This is a genomic window from Streptomyces sp. NPDC024555, from assembly GCF_055559335.1.
On the sequence record NZ_JBVHKV010000002.1, the window covers coordinates 43,390 to 59,748 of the forward strand.

The window sequence follows — 16,359 nt, forward strand, 5'->3', positions numbered from 1 at the left end:
CTACGCCTCCTCTTCCTTCTTGTCCTTGCGGTTGAATTCCAGTTCCACGCGCGCCCTGGCGATGTCGTCGAAGGCCATCCGGCGGGAGGTGGGCTTGCGGCCCTTGACGCCGGGGACCTCCAGATCGAGGCCCTCCTCGTCGACGTCCAGCACCCGGGCGACCAGCTCGGCGCCCTCGCGCGGGACGAGTCTGACCAGCCGGCCGGTGGCACGGACGTAGTGGCGGTGCTCGGTCAGCGGGCGGTCGGCGCCCGGGGAGCTGACCTCCAGGACGTACTCGTCCTCGCCCATCACGTCGGTCTCGTCCAGCCGGGCCGAGATCGCGCGGCTCAGATCCGCGCAGGTGTCGAGCTCCACGCCCTCGTCGGAGTCCACGATGATCCGCAGGACCCGGCGGCGGCCGGCCCGGGACACTTCGATCTCTTCCAGATCCAGCTGGTCGGCGCTGACGAGCGGTTCGACCAGCCCGCGCAGCCTCTCGCTCTGGGTGGTGCTCATCCGGGTGACTCCTCGGCCGCGTGTGCTGTTGTGGGGATCGTCGCGTGTCAGGTCAAAGGGTATCCGGTCGCAAGGGGTGTTGCCGTCCGCCTGCCCGCCGGGCGCGGGTACGCTCGCCTGCGGTGATCACTTCAGGACAGATCCAGTCACAACAGGTTCAAGCCCGAAGGAGAACAAGTGCGGCGCACGGGGACGACGCGCAGGGGGGCCCTCACCGCCGCGGGAGCGGTGGCCACGGGGGCGGTGCTGGCCGGCTGCGGCGGCGATGACGGGGACGGTGCCCGCGCGGGCACCGGGACCTCCGCCGACCGGGTCTCGGCGGCGCGCACGGAGACCACCCTGCGGACGGCGGCACGGCAGGTCGGCACCACACTGCTGGCCCGGTACGACAGCGTGATCGAGGCCCATCCGGCGACCGCGTCCGGTCTCGCGCCGCTGCGCGACGCGGTGCGCGCCCATCTCGTCGCGCTCGGGCAGGGCACCGGGGCCTCGCTCTCCATGGTGCGGACCCGGCCGGGCACCACGACCGCCGCGGCGGCCGTACGGGAACTGGCCGCCGCGGAGCGGCAGGCCGCGGCCACGCACACCGAGGCGCTGATGAAGGCCCCGCCGGAACTGGCCCGGCTCCTCGCCTCGGTCGCCGCCGCGGCCTCCGCCCACGCCTATCTGCTGACCGCGCTGGCGAAGGAGACCGAGGGATGAGCGAGGACGACGGGACGCTGCGGGCCGCCCAGGCGGCGCTGGCGGCCGAGCACGCCGCCGTGTACGGCTACGGGGTCGCCGGGGCCCGGGTGGCACCGGCCCGCCGCCCGGAGGCGACCGCCGCGCACCACGCCCACCGGGCCCGGCGCGACGCGCTGGTGCGCACGGTCCGGGACCTGGGCGGTGAACCGGTGGCGGCGGCCGCCGCGTACGCTCTGCCCTTCGCGGTACCGGACGCGGCCTCGGCCGTCCGGCTCGCCGCCGCGCTGGAGGACGGGGTGGCCGATGTCTACTCCGACCTCGTACGGGCCTCCCGGGGGCCGCTGCGGCGGTCGGCGGCGGACGCCCTGCGGGAGGCCGCGGTGCGCGCCGTGCGCTGGCGGGGCGGCGGCGTAGCCTTTCCCGGGCTCGCCGAGCGGGCCCCGGACGGGTCCCTGAAGGACGGGACGGCGGAGAGGAAGGCGGCCGGGCCCGGCACCCGGGCCGGGTCCGATGCGAAGGCCCGGGACGGCGCGACGCACTGAAGAAGGCTCTGAAAGGGAACACGGCACGTATGGGTTTTGAACCGCCGCAGCGTCTGGTGCGAGCGCTCGGCGAGTCGTACGGGGATACGGCCGCCGGGGACTGGCTCGCACGGCTTCCGGAACTGACCGCGCGGGCCCTGGCGGCCGGCGGACGGGAGCTGACCGTGGAACGGGTCGCCGCGCCCGGCGGACGCTCCAGCCTGGTCCTGCTGGTCCGGGCGGCCGACGGCACCCCCGCGGCGCTCAAGCTCGCCCCCTCGGGGGCGGCGCCGGAGTGCGAACGGGCGGCGCTGGCGCACTGGAACGGCTGGGGCTCGGTGATGCTCCTCCCGGGGCCCGGCGAGGAGCCCGCGGCCACCGGGCGGGAGGCCGGCGGGGCGCTGCTGCTGGAGCGGCTGCACCCCGAGATGTCGCTGCGCTCGCTGCCGGAGGCCAAGGCGCTGCTGGAGGCCGCCGGAACGGTGCGGCGGCTCTGGGTGGAACCGCCCGCCGGGCACGGCTTCGAGACGGTCGCCGAGCGGACCGGGCGCAGGACCGCGCCGATGCGGGAGGCCGCCGAGGCCGATCCCGCGCTCGCGGACATGGTCGCGGCGGCGCTCGCGGCCCGCGAGGAACTGGTCGCGCACTCCCCCGAGACGCTGCTGCTGCACGGCAACTTCCGCCAGAGCAAGGTGCTCTCGGGCGAACGCGCGCCCTGGCTGACGGTCGGCCCGGAGCCGGTCGTCGGGGAACGCGCCTACGATCTGGCGCGGCTGGTGCGGGACCGGGTCGAGGACCTGATCGCCTCGCCCAGTGGAGCGGGGACCGCGCGGCGCCGGATCCGGAAGCTCGCCGACTCCCTGGACGTGGACCAGGACCGGCTGTACGGCTGGACGCTGTTCCGCGCGGTCGAGTCCGGCACCCGGGCGCTGGCCGCGGGCCGCCGCGAGGAGGGCGAGGTGACGCTGGAGTTCGCCGGCTGGCTGTAGCCGGACCTCTCCCGTACACCCGAAGGGCCCCGCACGGTCGTCCGTGCGGGGCCCTTCGGCGTACGGCGGGATCAGTCGCGCGCGGTCAGGCGGGCGATGGCCTCCTCGACCGTCAGTTCCTCGCGCTCGCCGGTGCGGCGGTCCTTCAGCTCCAGGACGCCCTCGGCCGAGCGGCGGCCGGCGACCAGGATCTGGGGGACGCCGATCAGCTCGGAGTCGGTGAACTTCACGCCGGGCGAGATGCCGGGGCGGTCGTCGACCAGGACCCGCAGACCGGCGGCGCCCAGCTTCTCGGAGACGTCGAGGGCCAGCTCGGTCTGGAGCGCCTTGCCGGCGGCGACGACGTGCACATCGGCCGGGGCGACCTCGCGGGGCCAGCACAGGCCCTTGTCGTCGGCGGTCTGCTCGGCGAGGGCGGCCACCGCGCGCGAGACGCCGATGCCGTACGAGCCCATCGTGACGCGGACCGGCTTGCCCTGCTGGCCGAGGACGTCGAGGGAGAAGATGTCGGCGTACTTGCGGCCGAGCTGGAAGATGTGGCCGATCTCGATGGCGCGGTCCACCTGGAGGCCGGTGCCGCACTTGGGGCAGGGGTCGCCCGCCTCGACGACCACGACGTCGAGGTAGTCGTCGACCTCGAAGTCGCGGCCCGCGACGACGTTCTTCGCGTGCTTGCCGTCCTTGTTGGCGCCGGTGATCCAGGCGGTGCCGGCGGCGACCCGGGGGTCGGCGATGTAGCGGACCTTCTCCAGGCCCTGGGGGCCGACGTAGCCGCGGACCAGGTCGGGGCGGCCCACGAAGTCCTCGGCCGTGACGAGTTCGACGACGGCGGGGGCCAGGTGCTCGCCCAGCTTGCCGAGGTCGACCTCGCGGTCGCCGGGGACGCCCACGGCGACGATCTCGCCGTCGACCTTGACCAGGAGGTTCTTCAGCGTGGCGGAGGCCGGGACGCCGAGGTGGGCGGCGAGGGTCTCGATGGTCGGGGTGTCGGGGGTGTCCAGCTCCTCGACGGGGCCGGTCGCCGAACCGTCCACCTCGGTGGCGACGAAGGTGACGGCCTCGGTGTTCGCCGCGTAGTCGCAGTTCGGGCAGTCGACGAAGGTGTCCTCGCCGGCCGGGGCGGGGGCCAGGAACTCCTCGGACGCGGAACCGCCCATGGCGCCGGAGACGGCGGAGACGATCCGGTGGTCGAGGCCGAGGCGCTCGAAGATCCGGATGTAGGCGGCGCGGTGCAGCTGGTAGGCCTCGGCCAGGCCCTCGTCGCTGGTGTCGAAGGAGTACGAGTCCTTCATCTGGAACTCGCGGCCGCGCAGCACACCGGCGCGGGGGCGGGCCTCGTCGCGGTACTTCGTCTGGATCTGGTACAGGATGACGGGCAGGTCCTTGTAGGACGAGCACATGTCCTTGACGACCTGGGTGAAGATCTCCTCGTGCGTGGGGCCGAGGAGGTAGTCGGCGCCCTTGCGGTCCTTGAGGCGGAACAGCAGGTCGCCGTACTCGTCGTACCGTCCGCTCGCCTCGTACGCCTCCTTGGGCAGCAGGGCGGGGAGCAGCACCTCCTGGCCGCCGATGGCGTCCATCTCCTCGCGGACGACGCGGGTGATGTTCTCCAGCACCTTCTTGCCGAGCGGCAGCCAGGACCAGATGCCGGCCGCGGTGCGGCGTACGTAACCGGCGCGGACGAGGAGCTTGTGGTTGAGCGTCTCGGCGTCCGCCGGGTCGTCGCGCAGTGTCTTGATCATCAATCGGGACATGCGCTGGACCTGGGCCATGATGAACTCCTGCTCGGAAGGGTGATGTGCAGGAGGTTAGCCGGGCAGCGGCGGCGGGCGGAAATCGATTCGTCCCGGCAGGTCCCGGACGGCCCCTCACCGGGCCAGCGGAAGCGGCGCTCCCATGACCGCGTACGGCAGCGGGGCGCTGGGGAAGAACACCTGCCGGGCCAGGTCGCGGTAGCCGAGCGAGTGGTACAGGCCGCGGGCGGGGCTGTCCGTGTCGATGGCGGAGAGGATGGAGCGGGGCTCGTCCACGCCGTCGGTGACGGTGGTGATCAGCGCGCGGCCGATGCCCCGGTTCTGGTGGTCGGGGTGGACGTGCAGTTCGGTGATGACGAAGGCGTCGTCGAGCCAGCCGGCCGAGCCGGTGGCGCGCAGATACGGCTCGACGACGGTGGACCACCAGTGGCCGCGTTCGTTGGGCATGCCGTAGACGAAGCCGGCCAGGTCGCCGGCGGGGGTCAGCGCGCCGAGCGCGCGTGCCTGCGGGTGCTCCAGGTGCCGGAGCACGATGTGGCGGCGGACGTTGACCTCGTCGGGTCCGAGTCCGAAGGCGACGGCCTGCACGGCGAGCGCCTCGTCCACGCGTGCGGCGAGATCGATCGGTGCGATCCGGACGCCGGGAGTGCGGGGGCCTCCCCCGGGAAGTGCTGCCATGAACCGACCCTACTGTCCGCGGCGCGGCGCCGGGTACGGTCCGGGCGGGTCAGAACAGGACGCTCATGAAGGCGCCGGTCTCCCGGAAGCCGATGCGGCGGTACGCCTTGCGGGCGGGGGTGTTGAAGTCGTTGACGTACAGGCTGACGACCGGGGCGACATCGGCGAGCGCGTAGCGCAGGACGGCGGCCATGCCGGTCTCGGAGTGGCCCCGGCCGCGGAACTCCGGGGCGACCCAGACGCCCTGGATCTGGCAGGCCTGCGGGGTGGTGGCGCCGATCTCCGCCTTGAAGACGACCTTGCCGTCGTCGATCCGGGCGAAGGAGCGGCCGGCTCCGATCAGCTCGGCGACCCGGGCCTGGTAGAGCAGGCCGCCGTCACCGGCGAGCGGGGAGATGCCGACCTCCTCGGTGAACATGGCGACGCAGGCCGGCATGAGCACCTCCATCTCGTCCTTGCGGACGCGGCGCACCAGCGGGTCGGGGGCGATCTCGGCGGAAGGGCTCTCGGTGACCATGAGCGGCTGGTTGGCGCGGACCTCGCGGGCGGGGCCCCAGCCCGGCTCCAGCAGCCGCCAGAGCTGGGCGGTGGGCTCGGCGGGACCGACGATCGAGGAGCAGCGGCGGCCGGCCCGGCGGGCGCGGTCGGCGAAGGCGCGGACGGCCTCGGGGGTGGCGCAGATGGGGACGAGATTGGCGCCGGAGTAGCAGAGGGAGCGCAGGTGCCCGTCGGCGTACCAGCCCCACATCTCGCCGCCGAGGCGCCAGGGGTCGAGGCCGGCGATCTGGACCCGGGAGGTCACGAAGGCGTTGGCTACGGGGTCGCTCTCCAGCACCGCGAGGGCGGCGCCGAGGTCGCTGGGTTCGAGGACCCGGGTGGTGGTCTGCGTCAACACGAGGGGGCCTCACCATACGGTCTGCTGATTTCCGCACTGTACCCGCAGAGGCTGTGGACCGCCGCTCGTGGCCGGGATCGGCCGCCGGCCCCGCTCACGGACGGCGCCCCGCGCGGAGCGGTGCTCCGGCGGGGCGCGGTCGGGAGGGACACGGGGTCAGCTGATGGAGACCTCGGGCTCGCCGGAGGCGATGCCGTCCTTCTCCATCTGCTCGGCGATCTTCATGGCCTCTTCGATGAGGGTCTCGACGATCTTCGACTCGGGGACGGTCTTGATGACCTCGCCCTTGACGAAGATCTGGCCCTTGCCGTTGCCGGAGGCGACACCGAGGTCGGCCTCGCGGGCCTCGCCGGGGCCGTTGACGACACAGCCCATGACGGCGACGCGCAGCGGCACCTCCATGCCTTCGAGGCCGGCGCTGACCTGGTCGGCGAGCTTGTAGACGTCCACCTGGGCGCGGCCGCAGGAGGGGCAGGAGACGATCTCCAGGCGGCGCTGGCGAAGGTTGAGCGACTCCAGGATCTGGATGCCGACCTTGACCTCCTCCGCGGGCGGGGCGGAGAGGGAGACCCGGATGGTGTCGCCGATGCCCTCGCTGAGCAGGGCGCCGAAGGCGACGGCGGACTTGATGGTGCCCTGGAAGGCGGGGCCGGCCTCGGTGACGCCGAGGTGCAGGGGGTAGTCGCACCGGGCGGCGAGCTGGCGGTAGGCGTTGACCATGACGACCGGGTCGTTGTGCTTGACCGAGATCTTGATGTCGTGGAAGTCGTGCTCCTCGAAGAGCGACGCCTCCCAGAGCGCGGACTCGACCAGGGCCTCGGGGGTGGCCTTGCCGTACTTCTGGAGGAGACGGGCGTCCAGCGATCCGGCGTTGACGCCGATGCGGATCGGCGTGCCGGCGTCCTTGGCCGCGCGCGCGATCTCCTTGACCTTGTCGTCGAACTGCTTGATGTTGCCCGGGTTGACGCGGACGGCCGCGCAGCCGGCGTCGATCGCGGCGAACACGTACTTCGGCTGGAAGTGGATGTCCGCGATCACCGGGATCTGGGACTTCGCGGCGATGGTCGCCAGGGCGTCCGCGTCGTCCTGGGTCGGACAGGCCACGCGCACGATCTGACAGCCCGAGGCGGTCAGTTCGGCGATCTGCTGGAGGGTGGCGCCGATGTCCGAGGTGCGCGTCGTGGTCATCGACTGCACCGAGACCGGTGCGTCCCCGCCGACCGCCACGGAGCCGACCTGGATCTTGCGGCTGACCCTCCGGTCGGCGAGCTTGGTCGGAACGTCGGGCATTCCGAGAGAAATCGCAGTCATGCGCTGAGCATCCCCAAGGTGTGGATCAAGGTCCCGAGATCGGCGGGCTCCGGCCTTCGAGGTTACGTCACCCCGTGCGGCCCGGAGCACACCGCGTCCGGGAGCCCGGGAAAAATCAGCGGCCCGGACGCACCGCGCGCACCACCCGTCACTCGGGGTGCACGGGGACTCGCGCGGCGCGTCCGGGAGCGGTCAGGAGATCTTGACCGGATTGACGACGTCGGCGACCAGGACGAGCAGGGTGAAGCAGATGAACACCCCGGCGACGACATAGGCGACCGGCATCAGCTTGGCCACGTCGAACGGGCCCGGGTCGGGGCGCCGGAAGACCTTGGCAAGGTTGCGGCGCAGCGCCTCCCAGAGGGCGCCCGCGATGTGTCCGCCGTCCAGCGGGAGAAGCGGCAGCATGTTGAAGAGGAACAGCGAGAGGTTGAAGCCGGCCAGCAGGAACAGCATCATCGCGATCTGGTTCTGCGCCGGGACGTCCAGCGTCATCACCTCGCCGCCGATCCGGGCGGCGCCGACGACGCCCACCGGGGAGTCCGCCGCGCGCTCGCCGTCGCTGAAGGCCGCGTCCCAGAGGTCCGGGATCTTGGAGGGCAGGGCGATGATCGAGTCCACGCCGTTCTCGATCATGTCGCCCATGCGGACGACGGACTCGCCGAAGGTGAGCGGGAGGATCTCCGTCTTGGCCGCGAAGCCGAGGTAGCCGGCGTCGACGAACTTCCCGGGGATCACCTCGCCGTCGGAGTCCTTCTTCGCCACCGCGTTCCGCTTCAGTACGGCGTGCAGGGTCTGCTCCTGCCCGTCGCGCTGCACGGTGATGGTGGCGGGGCCGATCGTGTCGCGGATCCGGTCGGAGAGCGTGGACCACTCGTCGACCTTCTCGCCGTTGAAGGCGACGATCTTGTCGCCCACCTTGAGCCCGGCGGCCTGGGCGGGCGAGACCGGGTCGGAGGCCTTGCAGGTCTCACGCTTCTCGCTCTGCGCGATCACGCACTTCTGGACCCCGGCGACATCGGTCGTCTGGGTCTGGAAGCCGAAGGTCATGGCGACGCCGAGGAAGATCGCCACGGCCAGGACCAGGTTCATGAAGGGTCCGGCGAACATCACGATGACGCGCTTCCACGGTTTGCGCGTGTAGAAGAGGCGGGTCTCGTCGCCCGGTTCCAGTTCCTCGAAGGCGGCGGAGCGGGCGTCCTCGATCATGCCGCGCCACGGCGAGGTGGAGCGGGCCTCCAGCCGGCCGTCCGGGCCCGGCGGGAACATCCCGATCATGCGGATGTAGCCGCCGGCCGGGATGGCCTTGATGCCGTACTCCGTGTCGCCCTTCTTCCGCGACCAGATCGTCGGGCCGAAGCCGACCATGTACTGGGGGACGCGAATGCCGAAGAGCTTGGCCGTGGAGAGGTGGCCGAGTTCGTGCCAGGCGATGGAGAAGAGCAGGCCGAAGGCGAAGACCGCGATGCCGAGGATCGTCAGCAGGATCGTCGTCGTGCTCATGCGCGCGCCTCCGCGGTGGCCTCGGCCGAGAGTTCCCTGGCCCGGGTCCGCGCCCAGGCCTCCGCCTCAAGGACGTCCGCGACCGTCAGTGAGGTTCCCGCCGCCGGTGTGCCGTGTTCCTCGACGACGGCGGTGACCGTGTCCATGATCCCGTTGAACGCCAGCCGCCCGTCCAGGAACGCGGTCACGCACTCCTCGTTCGCCGCGTTGAACACGGCGGGCGCGGTGCCGCCCAGGGCTCCCACGTGCCGGGCGAGCCCGACGGACGGGAAGGCCTCCGTGTCCAGCGGGAAGAACTCCCAGGTGGAGGCCTTGGTCCAGTCGAAGGCGGGGGCGGCGTCGGGCACCCGCTGCGGCCAGCCCAGTCCGATCGCGATGGGGCCGCTCATATCGGGCGGGGTGGCCTGGGCGAGGGTCGAGCCGTCGGTGAACTCGACCATGGAGTGCACGTACGACTGGGGGTGGACGACGACCTCGATCCGCTCGAAGGGGATGTCGTAGAGGAGGTGCGCCTCGATGACCTCCAGGCCCTTGTTGACCAGGGTCGCCGAGTTGATCGTGATGACCGGGCCCATGGCCCAGGTCGGGTGGGCGAGCGCCTGTTCCCGGGTGACGCCGGAGAGTTCGTCGCGGGTACGGCCCCGGAAGGGTCCGCCGGAGGCGGTGACGACGAGCTTGCGCACATCGGCGCGGGTGCCGGCGGCGAGCGCCTGGAAGAGGGCGGCGTGCTCGGAGTCGACGGGGATGATCTGGCCGGGCGCGGCGAGCGCCTTGACCAGGGGTCCGCCGACGATGAGCGATTCCTTGTTGGCGAGCGCCAGGGTGCGGCCCGCCTTCAGCGCGGCCAGGGTCGGCGCGAGGCCGATGGAGCCGGTGATGCCGTTGAGCACGGTGTGGCAGTCGCTCGCGGCCAGTTCGGCGGCGGCGTCGGGTCCGGCGAGGATCTCGGGGGGCTGTTCGCCCGTGCCGTACTCCTTCGCCAGCGCCTCGCGCAGGGCGGGCACCGCGTCGGCGGAGGCGACCGCGACCGTGCGCACCCGCAGGCGGCGGGCCTGTTCGGCGAGGAGGGCGACGCGTCCGCCCGCGGCGGAGAGCGCGGTGACGCGGAAGCGGTCGGGGTTGCGCAGGACCAGGTCGACGGCCTGCGTTCCGACGGATCCGGTGGAGCCGAGGACGACGAGATCCCGGCGGCCCTCCGCGGTGTCGAAGCGGAGGTGCGGGTCGGCGAGGGGGGCGGGGCTGTCGCTCATGCCCCCCATTGTTGCCGCATCGGCTGTGTGCGCGGACAGGGCGCCCCCGGCGCCGCGTCGGGACGGTTCGCTCACGGTGTCCTCAGCCCTTCGCCGAACGGAACGCGGTCCAGGCCGCGGTCATGATCTCCGGGGGCACCCCGCCGATGTCCCGGGTGCCGGTGATCTCCCCGCGGAAGGCGAGGGTCGTGGAGCCGGAGCGGACCACCGTGAGGTACTCGTAGAGCGTGGCCTTCCCCTTCACGTCGAGGATCGTGAAGCGGTACGCCTTCGCCTCGTCGGCCTCGGAGGCGAAGGCGGGGGCCTCGGCCGGTTCGACCTTCAGGTACTTCGCGGAGGCGACCGCGCGCTGTTCGGTGAATCCGCCGGCGCAGTCCTTCCCCGCCTTGTCGAGGGACTTCATCACGGTGGCCGCCCCGTCGCCGCCGTAGCCGCGCAGGGTGACGTCGACGGTGAGACCGAGCATCTCGTCCGGGATGTCGACCTTGCGCTGGACCTGTGCGGCGGGGTCCGGGTCGGCGGCCTCGGCGGCGAGGCTGACGAGCGGCTGGCAGACGGCGGGGGACGCGGTGTAGCCGTCGCCGAGCGGGCCGTCGAGGATGTACTCGGAGGCCGTGTAGCGGCCGATCTTCTGGCCGTCGGTCAGGGAGGCCGCCGTCAGCCGGGCCTCGTCGGGCGCGCCGTCCGTCGGCGCCGGGGTCCCGGTGGCCGGGGCGGACGCCTTGGCGTCCTTGGCCGCCCCGGCGTCCTCGTCCTTGTCGCTGCCGCAGGCCGACGCCCCGAGCACCGTCGCGACGGCGATCCCGACGGCCGCCGTCCGGCGCCACCGGACCCGCTGGTTCCTCACCCCGTGCATGCCTGTCCCCATTTCCTGATCCTCCGGCGCCCGCGCTCGCGCCGCCGGCCGACGGTCGATTGTGCTGGATGTCCGCGGTCCGGGGTCCGCCGGGCCGCGCGGTCTCAGAAGTGCGTCGTCACACCGCACCTGTCCCGCAGCAGGGCCGTGTCGTGCAGGTCCTGCGGGCGCGGCTCGTAGCCGCGGTGGAAGTCGGCCTGCCGGGCGGCCGAGATGCAGCGCACCCCGCGCCCGCCGACCGTGCCGCCGACGAAGCAGTCCGCCGGGTAGGCGAACGGCTTCTCCGGGTCGAACGAGGACTGGACGGCCGAGCCGTCGGCGGCGAAGCGGAGCGGGTGCAGATCGACCGAGGCGCCGTCGGGGCGGCTCATGACGAAGCGCACGGGACGCTGGTCCAGCGTCTCGGTGTACCCGGCGGCGGCGAGCGCGGCCACGACGGCCGGTTCCTGCTCCCGCCGGTGCAGCAGGTCGAGGTCGCCGTGCGCGCGGGTCTCCTCGCCGACGAGGGCGTCGACCCCCCAGCCGCCGGCCAGCGCCACCTCCGTACCGGCCTCCTCCAACAGAGCGAGTACGGACAGCACTTCGGACGCGGACATCATGGGTCCGGAGCCTATCCTCCCGTGCCCCGCGGGGTCTCCCGCTCCAGCCGCCCGGCGAAGGCGGCGAAGGCGTCGTGGAAGCCGGGGAAGGTCTTGCGGACGCAGCCGGGGTCGTCGTACGTGACGCCCGGCGTGCGCAGCGCGGTGACGGCGAAGGACATGACGATGCGGTGGTCGCCGTGGGTCTCGATCCGGGCGGGCGCCGGGGTGCCGGGCAGGATCTCGATCCAGTCGGGGCCGGTGGTGACGGTGATGCCCATGCGCCGGAGGTTGTCCGCACACGCCTCCAGCCGGTCGCACTCCTTGACCCGGGTGTTGCCGACGTCCTCGATGCGGACCGGTCCGGAGGCGAAGGGGGCGATCGCGGCGAGGGTCGGCATGGTGTCGGAGATGTCGCGCATGTTGACGGTGAGGCCGTCGAGGCGGCCGGTGGAGCGGACCGTCGTGCCCCCGGCGGTCGTCCGGACGTCCGCGCCCATCCGCCGCAGCACGTCGACGAAGGCCAGATCGCCCTGGAGGGCCCCCTCTCCGAGGCCGGGCACGGTGACCTCGCCGCCCGCGAGGGCCGCCGCCGCGAAGAAGTAACTGGCGGTGGAGGCATCCGGTTCGACGGCGTAGGTGGTGGCCCGGTAGCCGCCGGGCGGCACGGTGAAGACGGTGCCGCCGGGGCCGCTCCGGGCGACCTCGACGCCGAAGTCCCGCATCATCGCGAGGGTGATCTCGATGTACGGGGCGGACACCAGATCGGTGACGGTGATCGTGAGGCCGTTCTCGGTCAGCGGCCCGAGCATCAGCAGCGCGGTGAGGTACTGGCTGGACTGGCCGGCGTCCAGGGTGAGCGCGCCGCCCTTGATCCCGGCGGCCTCGATGCGCAGCGGGTGGTGGCCTTCCGCCTCCTCGTGGCGGAGGTCGACGCCGAGGGCGCGGAGCGCCTCGGTGAGCGGGCCGAGCGGGCGGCGGCGCATCTGGGCCGAGGCGTCGAAGCGGAAGCTGCCGCGTTCGCCCGCGGCGGCCAGGGTCGGCAGGAACCGGGCGGTGGTCGCCCCGTCCCGGCAGTAGACGTCGGCCTCGGCGGCGGAGGGCCCGGACGGACGGCCGGTCAGCCGCCAGCCGTCCGGCCCGCGCTCCACCTGGTAGCCGAGTGCCCCGAGGCCCTCGGCGAAGCCTTCGGTGTCGTCGGAGGCCAGCGGGCGTACGAGGGTGGTGGTGCCGTGCGCGGCGGCGGCCAGGAAGAGGGCGCGCGCGGTGACGGACTTGGAACCGGGGACATGGATGACGGTCACGGGCGTCCATCCTGCCGTGCGGGGCGCGCGGCGGCGGCGCGCGTCCATCGGGTGGACGCCCCGGCCGGGCACCGGAGCGGCCCGAACCCCCGCACAGTTCCGGGTTCGGGCCGCTCCCCTGCCGTCCGCCGCCGCCGTCTCACTGTCCGGGCGGAAGCGTGCGGCGGCCGGCAGGGCCTGGGGTGCTCCTAGGCCCTGCCGTCACACTGCCGCCTGCCCCGCGGGGCCATGCACGCGCTCTCGCCGCACCGGGCACAGGCCCGAGTACGTCCGGTACGAGGACCCGCACCCGGCACACCGAGAGCACGCACCTGACCCCGCAGGGCCGCCCTTCGGGCGACGACGGCAGTGTGACGACAGGACCTAGAGGGCGAGGCCGGTGAGGACCAGGACGCGCTCGTAGGTGTAGTCGTCCATGGCGAAGCGGACGCCCTCGCGGCCGACGCCGGACTGCTTGGCGCCGCCGTACGGCATCTGGTCGGCGCGGTAGGAGGGGACGTCGCCGATGATCACGCCGCCGACCTCCAGGGCGCGGTGGGCGCGGAAGGCGGCCTGGATGTCGTGGGTGAACACGCCTGCCTGGAGGCCGTACTTGGAGGAGTTCACGGCGGCGAAGGCCTCGTCCTCGCCGTCGGTCTTCCGCACCGAGAGGACCGGGCCGAAGACCTCCTCGTGGGCGAGGGTGACGTCGTCGGGGAGTCCGGCGAGGACGGTCGGGGCGTACGTCGCCCCGTCGCGCGTACCGCCCGCGAGGAGTTCGGCGCCGGCCCGGACGGCCTCGTCGACCCAGGACTCGACGCGCTGGGCGGCCTTCTCGTCGACCAGCGGGCCGACGTCGGTGGCGGCGTCCGAGGGGTCGCCGGTGACCTGGGCCTCGACGGCCGCGACGATCCGGGGCAGCAGCCGGTCGTAGACGGCGGCGTCGGCGATGACGCGCTGCACCGAGATGCAGGACTGGCCGCCCTGGTAGTTGGAGAAGGTGGCGATGCGGGTGGCGGCCCAGTCGAGGTCCGCGTCGGAGGCGTAGTCGCCGAGGACGACGGCGGCGCCGTTGCCGCCGAGTTCCAGGGTGACGTGCTTGCGGGGCACCGAGTCCATGATCGCGTAGCCGACCGGGGCGGAGCCGGTGAAGGAGATCACGGGCAGCCGCTCGTCCTGGACGAGGGCGGGCATCCGGTCGTTGGGGACCGTGAGGACCGACCAGGAGCCGGCCGGGAGGTCGGTCTCGGCCAGCAGCTCGCCCAGGATCAGCGAGGAGATCGGGGTGGCCGGGGCGGGCTTGAGGATGATCGGGGCGCCGACGGCGATGGCCGGGGCGACCTTGTGGGCGCTCAGGTTGAGCGGGAAGTTGAACGGCGCGATCCCGAGGACCGTGCCGCGCGGGAAGCGGCGGGTCAGACCGAGCCGGCCGGTGCCTCCGGCGTCGGTGTCCAGACGCTGGGCGTCGCCGCTGTTGAAGCGGCGGGCCTCCTCGGAGGCGAAGCGGAACACGGAGACGGCCCGGCCGACCTCGCCGCGGGCCCACTTGATGGGCTTGCCGTTCTCGGCGGAGATCACCTGGGCGATCTCCTCGGTGCGCTCGGCCAGCCGTCGGGCGACGTGGTCGAGGGCGGCGGCGCGGACGTGCGCCGGGGTGGCGGCGAACTCCTCGCGCACCGCGTGCGCGGCGGCCACGGCCTCCTCCACCTGGGCCTCGGTGGGCACGCTGACCGTGCCGACCAGGCGTCCGTCCCAGGAGTTGGTGACGTCGAAGCTGTCCTCGCCGGTGGCCTCGCGGCCGGCCAGCCAGAAGGCGTGGGTGGAGGTCATGGAGGTGGTGGCCCTTCGGAGTCGTGGGGTGTGCCGTCCCCACCGTAGGGCCGTGACGGCCTTCCGGCGTTTGTCCGGCGTGGAGCAGAGGCGTCCACGGGTGCGCCGGATTGTCCGAGGCGGTGCGGTGGCCACGGGCCGGTCAGGCGGTGGCCGGGGAGCCGGTGACCTTGAGGGCCAGCCACAGCTCCATGCGGACGTCCGGGTCGTCGAGCGAGCGGCCGAGGATCTCCTCGACCCGGCGCATCCGGTAGCGCAGGGTGTGCCGGTGGACGCCGAGGTCCGCCGCGGCGGCGTCCCACTGGCCGTGGTGGGCGAGCCAGGCCCGCAGCGAGGCGACGAGGTCGCCGCGCCCCTTGGCGTCGTGCTCGTACAGCGCACGGAGCATGCCGTCGGCGAAGGCCCTGACCGCGTCGTCGGCGAGCAGCGGCAGCACGGAGCCCGTGGCCAGTTCCTCGTGCTCGACCAGGGCCCTGCCGCGCCTGCGGGCGACGGAGAGGGCCTGTTCGGCCTGTTTGTACGCGGCGGAGACGGCGATCGGGCCGGACGGTGCGGAGAGGCCGACGGTCACCGCGGGCTCCTCCGCCGCCGGTTCGCCGGGGGACGCGGCCTCCCGCGCCTCGGCGTAGCCGGTGCAGGCGGCGACCGCGGCGCCGCCGTCCGCGGCCAGCACGACCAGGCGCTCGCCCTCCGGCACCATCAGCAGGGTCTCCCCGCAGCGGGCGGCGGCGGTCTCCATGACCTCGGCCAGCGGCGCGGTGTCCTGGGCGTCGGCGGCCTCGGCGATGACCAGCCGGAAGGGGGCGTCGAGCAGTCCCCCGTACAGGTCGCCGGCGACGGCGCGGGCGTGGTCCGACTGCCCGGCCAGCAGCATCCGCAGCACGGCGGCGCCGAGCCGCTGTTCGGCGCCCTGGAGCGAGCGGTTGCGGGCGGTGGTGAGCGTGAGCAGGGCGACGGCGGAGTGGACCGCGTACCGTTCGGCGGTGCCGAGCGCCGCTCCGGTGCCGACGGCCAGGGCCCCGCGGACGTGCCGGCCGGTGCCCAGGGACTGCAGTTCGACGCGGTCCTCGGTGCCGCCGACGACGACGCTGGCCGGTGCCGGGCGCTCCCTCAGCCGCACCACGTCCGGGGTGAGCCGGGCGGCGCGGCGGGCCGCCCAGTCGGGCGCGGCGGCGACGACGGCGCCCGAGGCGTCGTAGAGCGCGGCCCAGCCGTCGACGTGGGCGGCGAGCCGGGTGAGGAGTTCGGCGGGTCCGTCGCCGGTGAGGGCCGCCCGGGTCAGCTCGCGCTGGGCCTCGAAGCCGGCCGTGACGGCCCGGTACTGGTCGGCGGCGATCTCCGAGGAGACGGCCTTGGCGATCGCGAGGAACGGGGTGCGCCGCGGCACCTCCAGCAGCGGCAGCCCGGCCTCCTCGGCGGCGTCGACCAGCGGCTGCGGCACCTCGTCGTAGGTGACGCCGACCGCGAAGCCCACCCCGACGACCCCGGCCCCGGCCAGCCGCCGCACATAGCGCCGCATGGACTCGGGGTCCTCGGCGGCGAGGTTGGTGGCGGTGACCAGCAGCAGTTCCCCGCCCTCCATGTAGGGGACGGGGTCGGCCAGCTCGCTGGCGTGCGCCCAGCGCACCGGAACACCCAGACGGTCCGCCCCGGCCCGCACCGTGAGTTTGAGGGCCGAGTGCTGGACGAGCGAGGCGAGCGTGGGCGGCATGGGAATCGGGGGACCTTC

15 protein-coding genes are annotated in these 16,359 nt (G+C 73.4%); 3 read left to right on the forward strand and 12 right to left on the reverse strand.

Annotated elements, in window-relative coordinates; all coding sequences use genetic code 11:
• Nucleotides 1-498, reverse strand: coding sequence for a ribosome maturation factor RimP (gene rimP / locus ACZ4FH_RS02825; protein ID WP_467301788.1), 498 nt, complete (start codon nt 496-498; stop codon nt 1-3).
• Nucleotides 499-675: 177 nt separating this feature from the next.
• Between rimP and ACZ4FH_RS02830 the strand changes: the two genes are divergently transcribed.
• The 3 genes from ACZ4FH_RS02830 to ACZ4FH_RS02840 are packed head-to-tail and all read left to right on the forward strand — an operon-like array spanning nt 676 to nt 2,692.
• Nucleotides 676-1,200, forward strand: a complete 525-nt coding sequence (locus ACZ4FH_RS02830) for a hypothetical protein (RefSeq protein ID WP_467301789.1) — start codon at nt 676-678, stop codon at nt 1,198-1,200.
• Nucleotides 1,197-1,724 carry a ferritin-like domain-containing protein gene (locus tag ACZ4FH_RS02835; protein ID WP_467301791.1) on the forward strand — a complete coding sequence of 176 codons (528 nt, stop codon included), beginning with the start codon at nt 1,197-1,199 and terminating at the stop codon, nt 1,722-1,724. Before ACZ4FH_RS02830 ends, ACZ4FH_RS02835 begins: the two co-directional genes overlap by 4 nt.
• A 29-nt stretch (nt 1,725-1,753) precedes the next feature.
• Entirely contained in the window at nt 1,754-2,692 is a 939-nt protein-coding gene (locus ACZ4FH_RS02840; RefSeq protein WP_467301793.1) for an aminoglycoside phosphotransferase family protein, read from the forward strand.
• Nucleotides 2,693-2,763: 71 nt separating this feature from the next.
• Here ACZ4FH_RS02840 and ACZ4FH_RS02845 read toward each other — a convergent pair whose 3' ends face one another.
• From ACZ4FH_RS02845 to ACZ4FH_RS02895, 11 genes are all read right to left on the reverse strand, one after another.
• Nucleotides 2,764-4,464 (reverse strand): proline--tRNA ligase, encoded by a 1,701-nt coding sequence (locus ACZ4FH_RS02845; RefSeq protein WP_467301795.1) that lies wholly within the window; start codon nt 4,462-4,464, stop codon nt 2,764-2,766.
• Nucleotides 4,465-4,560: 96 nt separating this feature from the next.
• Nucleotides 4,561-5,124: a GNAT family N-acetyltransferase gene (locus ACZ4FH_RS02850; protein ID WP_467301797.1), complete on the reverse strand. Its 564-nt coding sequence runs from the start codon at nt 5,122-5,124 to the stop codon at nt 4,561-4,563.
• Between the two features lie 49 nt (nt 5,125-5,173).
• Nucleotides 5,174-6,016, reverse strand: a complete 843-nt coding sequence (locus ACZ4FH_RS02855; RefSeq protein WP_467302409.1) for a GNAT family N-acetyltransferase — start codon at nt 6,014-6,016, stop codon at nt 5,174-5,176.
• Between the two features lie 159 nt (nt 6,017-6,175).
• Complete coding sequence (ispG, locus tag ACZ4FH_RS02860) at nt 6,176-7,330, reverse strand: flavodoxin-dependent (E)-4-hydroxy-3-methylbut-2-enyl-diphosphate synthase (RefSeq protein WP_383644081.1); 1,155 nt, start codon at nt 7,328-7,330, stop codon at nt 6,176-6,178.
• A 192-nt stretch (nt 7,331-7,522) separates the two neighbouring features.
• Nucleotides 7,523-8,833, reverse strand: a complete 1,311-nt coding sequence (locus ACZ4FH_RS02865; RefSeq protein WP_467301798.1) for a M50 family metallopeptidase — start codon at nt 8,831-8,833, stop codon at nt 7,523-7,525.
• A complete protein-coding gene (gene dxr, locus ACZ4FH_RS02870) occupies nt 8,830-10,083 on the reverse strand; it encodes a 1-deoxy-D-xylulose-5-phosphate reductoisomerase (protein WP_467301800.1) in 1,254 nt (417 codons plus the stop codon). Before dxr ends, ACZ4FH_RS02865 begins: the two co-directional genes overlap by 4 nt.
• 82 nt (nt 10,084-10,165) lie before the next feature.
• The gene (locus ACZ4FH_RS02875) at nt 10,166-10,951 is read right to left on the reverse strand and encodes a hypothetical protein (RefSeq protein WP_467301801.1); all 786 of its coding nucleotides are present in this window, start codon (nt 10,949-10,951) and stop codon (nt 10,166-10,168) included.
• A 92-nt stretch (nt 10,952-11,043) separates the two neighbouring features.
• On the reverse strand, nt 11,044-11,538 hold the full coding sequence (locus tag ACZ4FH_RS02880; RefSeq protein WP_467301802.1) for a nucleotidyltransferase domain-containing protein: 495 nt from the start codon (nt 11,536-11,538) through the stop codon (nt 11,044-11,046).
• Between the two features lie 11 nt (nt 11,539-11,549).
• Nucleotides 11,550-12,821: a 3-phosphoshikimate 1-carboxyvinyltransferase gene (gene aroA, locus ACZ4FH_RS02885; protein WP_467301804.1), complete on the reverse strand. Its 1,272-nt coding sequence runs from the start codon at nt 12,819-12,821 to the stop codon at nt 11,550-11,552.
• A 363-nt stretch (nt 12,822-13,184) separates the two neighbouring features.
• On the reverse strand, nt 13,185-14,630 hold the full coding sequence (locus ACZ4FH_RS02890) for an aldehyde dehydrogenase family protein (protein WP_467301805.1): 1,446 nt from the start codon (nt 14,628-14,630) through the stop codon (nt 13,185-13,187).
• A 142-nt stretch (nt 14,631-14,772) separates the two neighbouring features.
• A complete protein-coding gene (locus ACZ4FH_RS02895) occupies nt 14,773-16,341 on the reverse strand; it encodes a PucR family transcriptional regulator (RefSeq protein WP_467301806.1) in 1,569 nt (522 codons plus the stop codon).
• Nucleotides 16,342-16,359 lie beyond the last annotated feature (18 nt).

Excerpts from the sequence above, each read along its gene's own strand:
- rimP (WP_467301788.1), bottom strand. The coding sequence starts at position 498 with ATGAGCACCACCCAGAGCGAGAGGCTGCGCGGGCTGGTCGAACCGCTC.
- ACZ4FH_RS02835 (WP_467301791.1), top strand. The coding sequence starts at position 1,197 with ATGAGCGAGGACGACGGGACGCTGCGGGCCGCCCAGGCGGCGCTGGCG.
- ACZ4FH_RS02840 (WP_467301793.1), top strand. The coding sequence starts at position 1,754 with ATGGGTTTTGAACCGCCGCAGCGTCTGGTGCGAGCGCTCGGCGAGTCG.
- ACZ4FH_RS02845 (WP_467301795.1), bottom strand. The coding sequence starts at position 4,464 with ATGGCCCAGGTCCAGCGCATGTCCCGATTGATGATCAAGACACTGCGC.
- ACZ4FH_RS02850 (WP_467301797.1), bottom strand. The coding sequence starts at position 5,124 with ATGGCAGCACTTCCCGGGGGAGGCCCCCGCACTCCCGGCGTCCGGATC.
- ispG (WP_383644081.1), bottom strand. The coding sequence starts at position 7,330 with ATGACTGCGATTTCTCTCGGAATGCCCGACGTTCCGACCAAGCTCGCC.
- ACZ4FH_RS02865 (WP_467301798.1), bottom strand. The coding sequence starts at position 8,833 with ATGAGCACGACGACGATCCTGCTGACGATCCTCGGCATCGCGGTCTTC.
- dxr (WP_467301800.1), bottom strand. The coding sequence starts at position 10,083 with ATGAGCGACAGCCCCGCCCCCCTCGCCGACCCGCACCTCCGCTTCGAC.
- ACZ4FH_RS02875 (WP_467301801.1), bottom strand. The coding sequence starts at position 10,951 with ATGGGGACAGGCATGCACGGGGTGAGGAACCAGCGGGTCCGGTGGCGC.
- ACZ4FH_RS02880 (WP_467301802.1), bottom strand. The coding sequence starts at position 11,538 with ATGATGTCCGCGTCCGAAGTGCTGTCCGTACTCGCTCTGTTGGAGGAG.
- ACZ4FH_RS02890 (WP_467301805.1), bottom strand. The coding sequence starts at position 14,630 with ATGACCTCCACCCACGCCTTCTGGCTGGCCGGCCGCGAGGCCACCGGC.
- ACZ4FH_RS02895 (WP_467301806.1), bottom strand. The coding sequence starts at position 16,341 with ATGCCGCCCACGCTCGCCTCGCTCGTCCAGCACTCGGCCCTCAAACTC.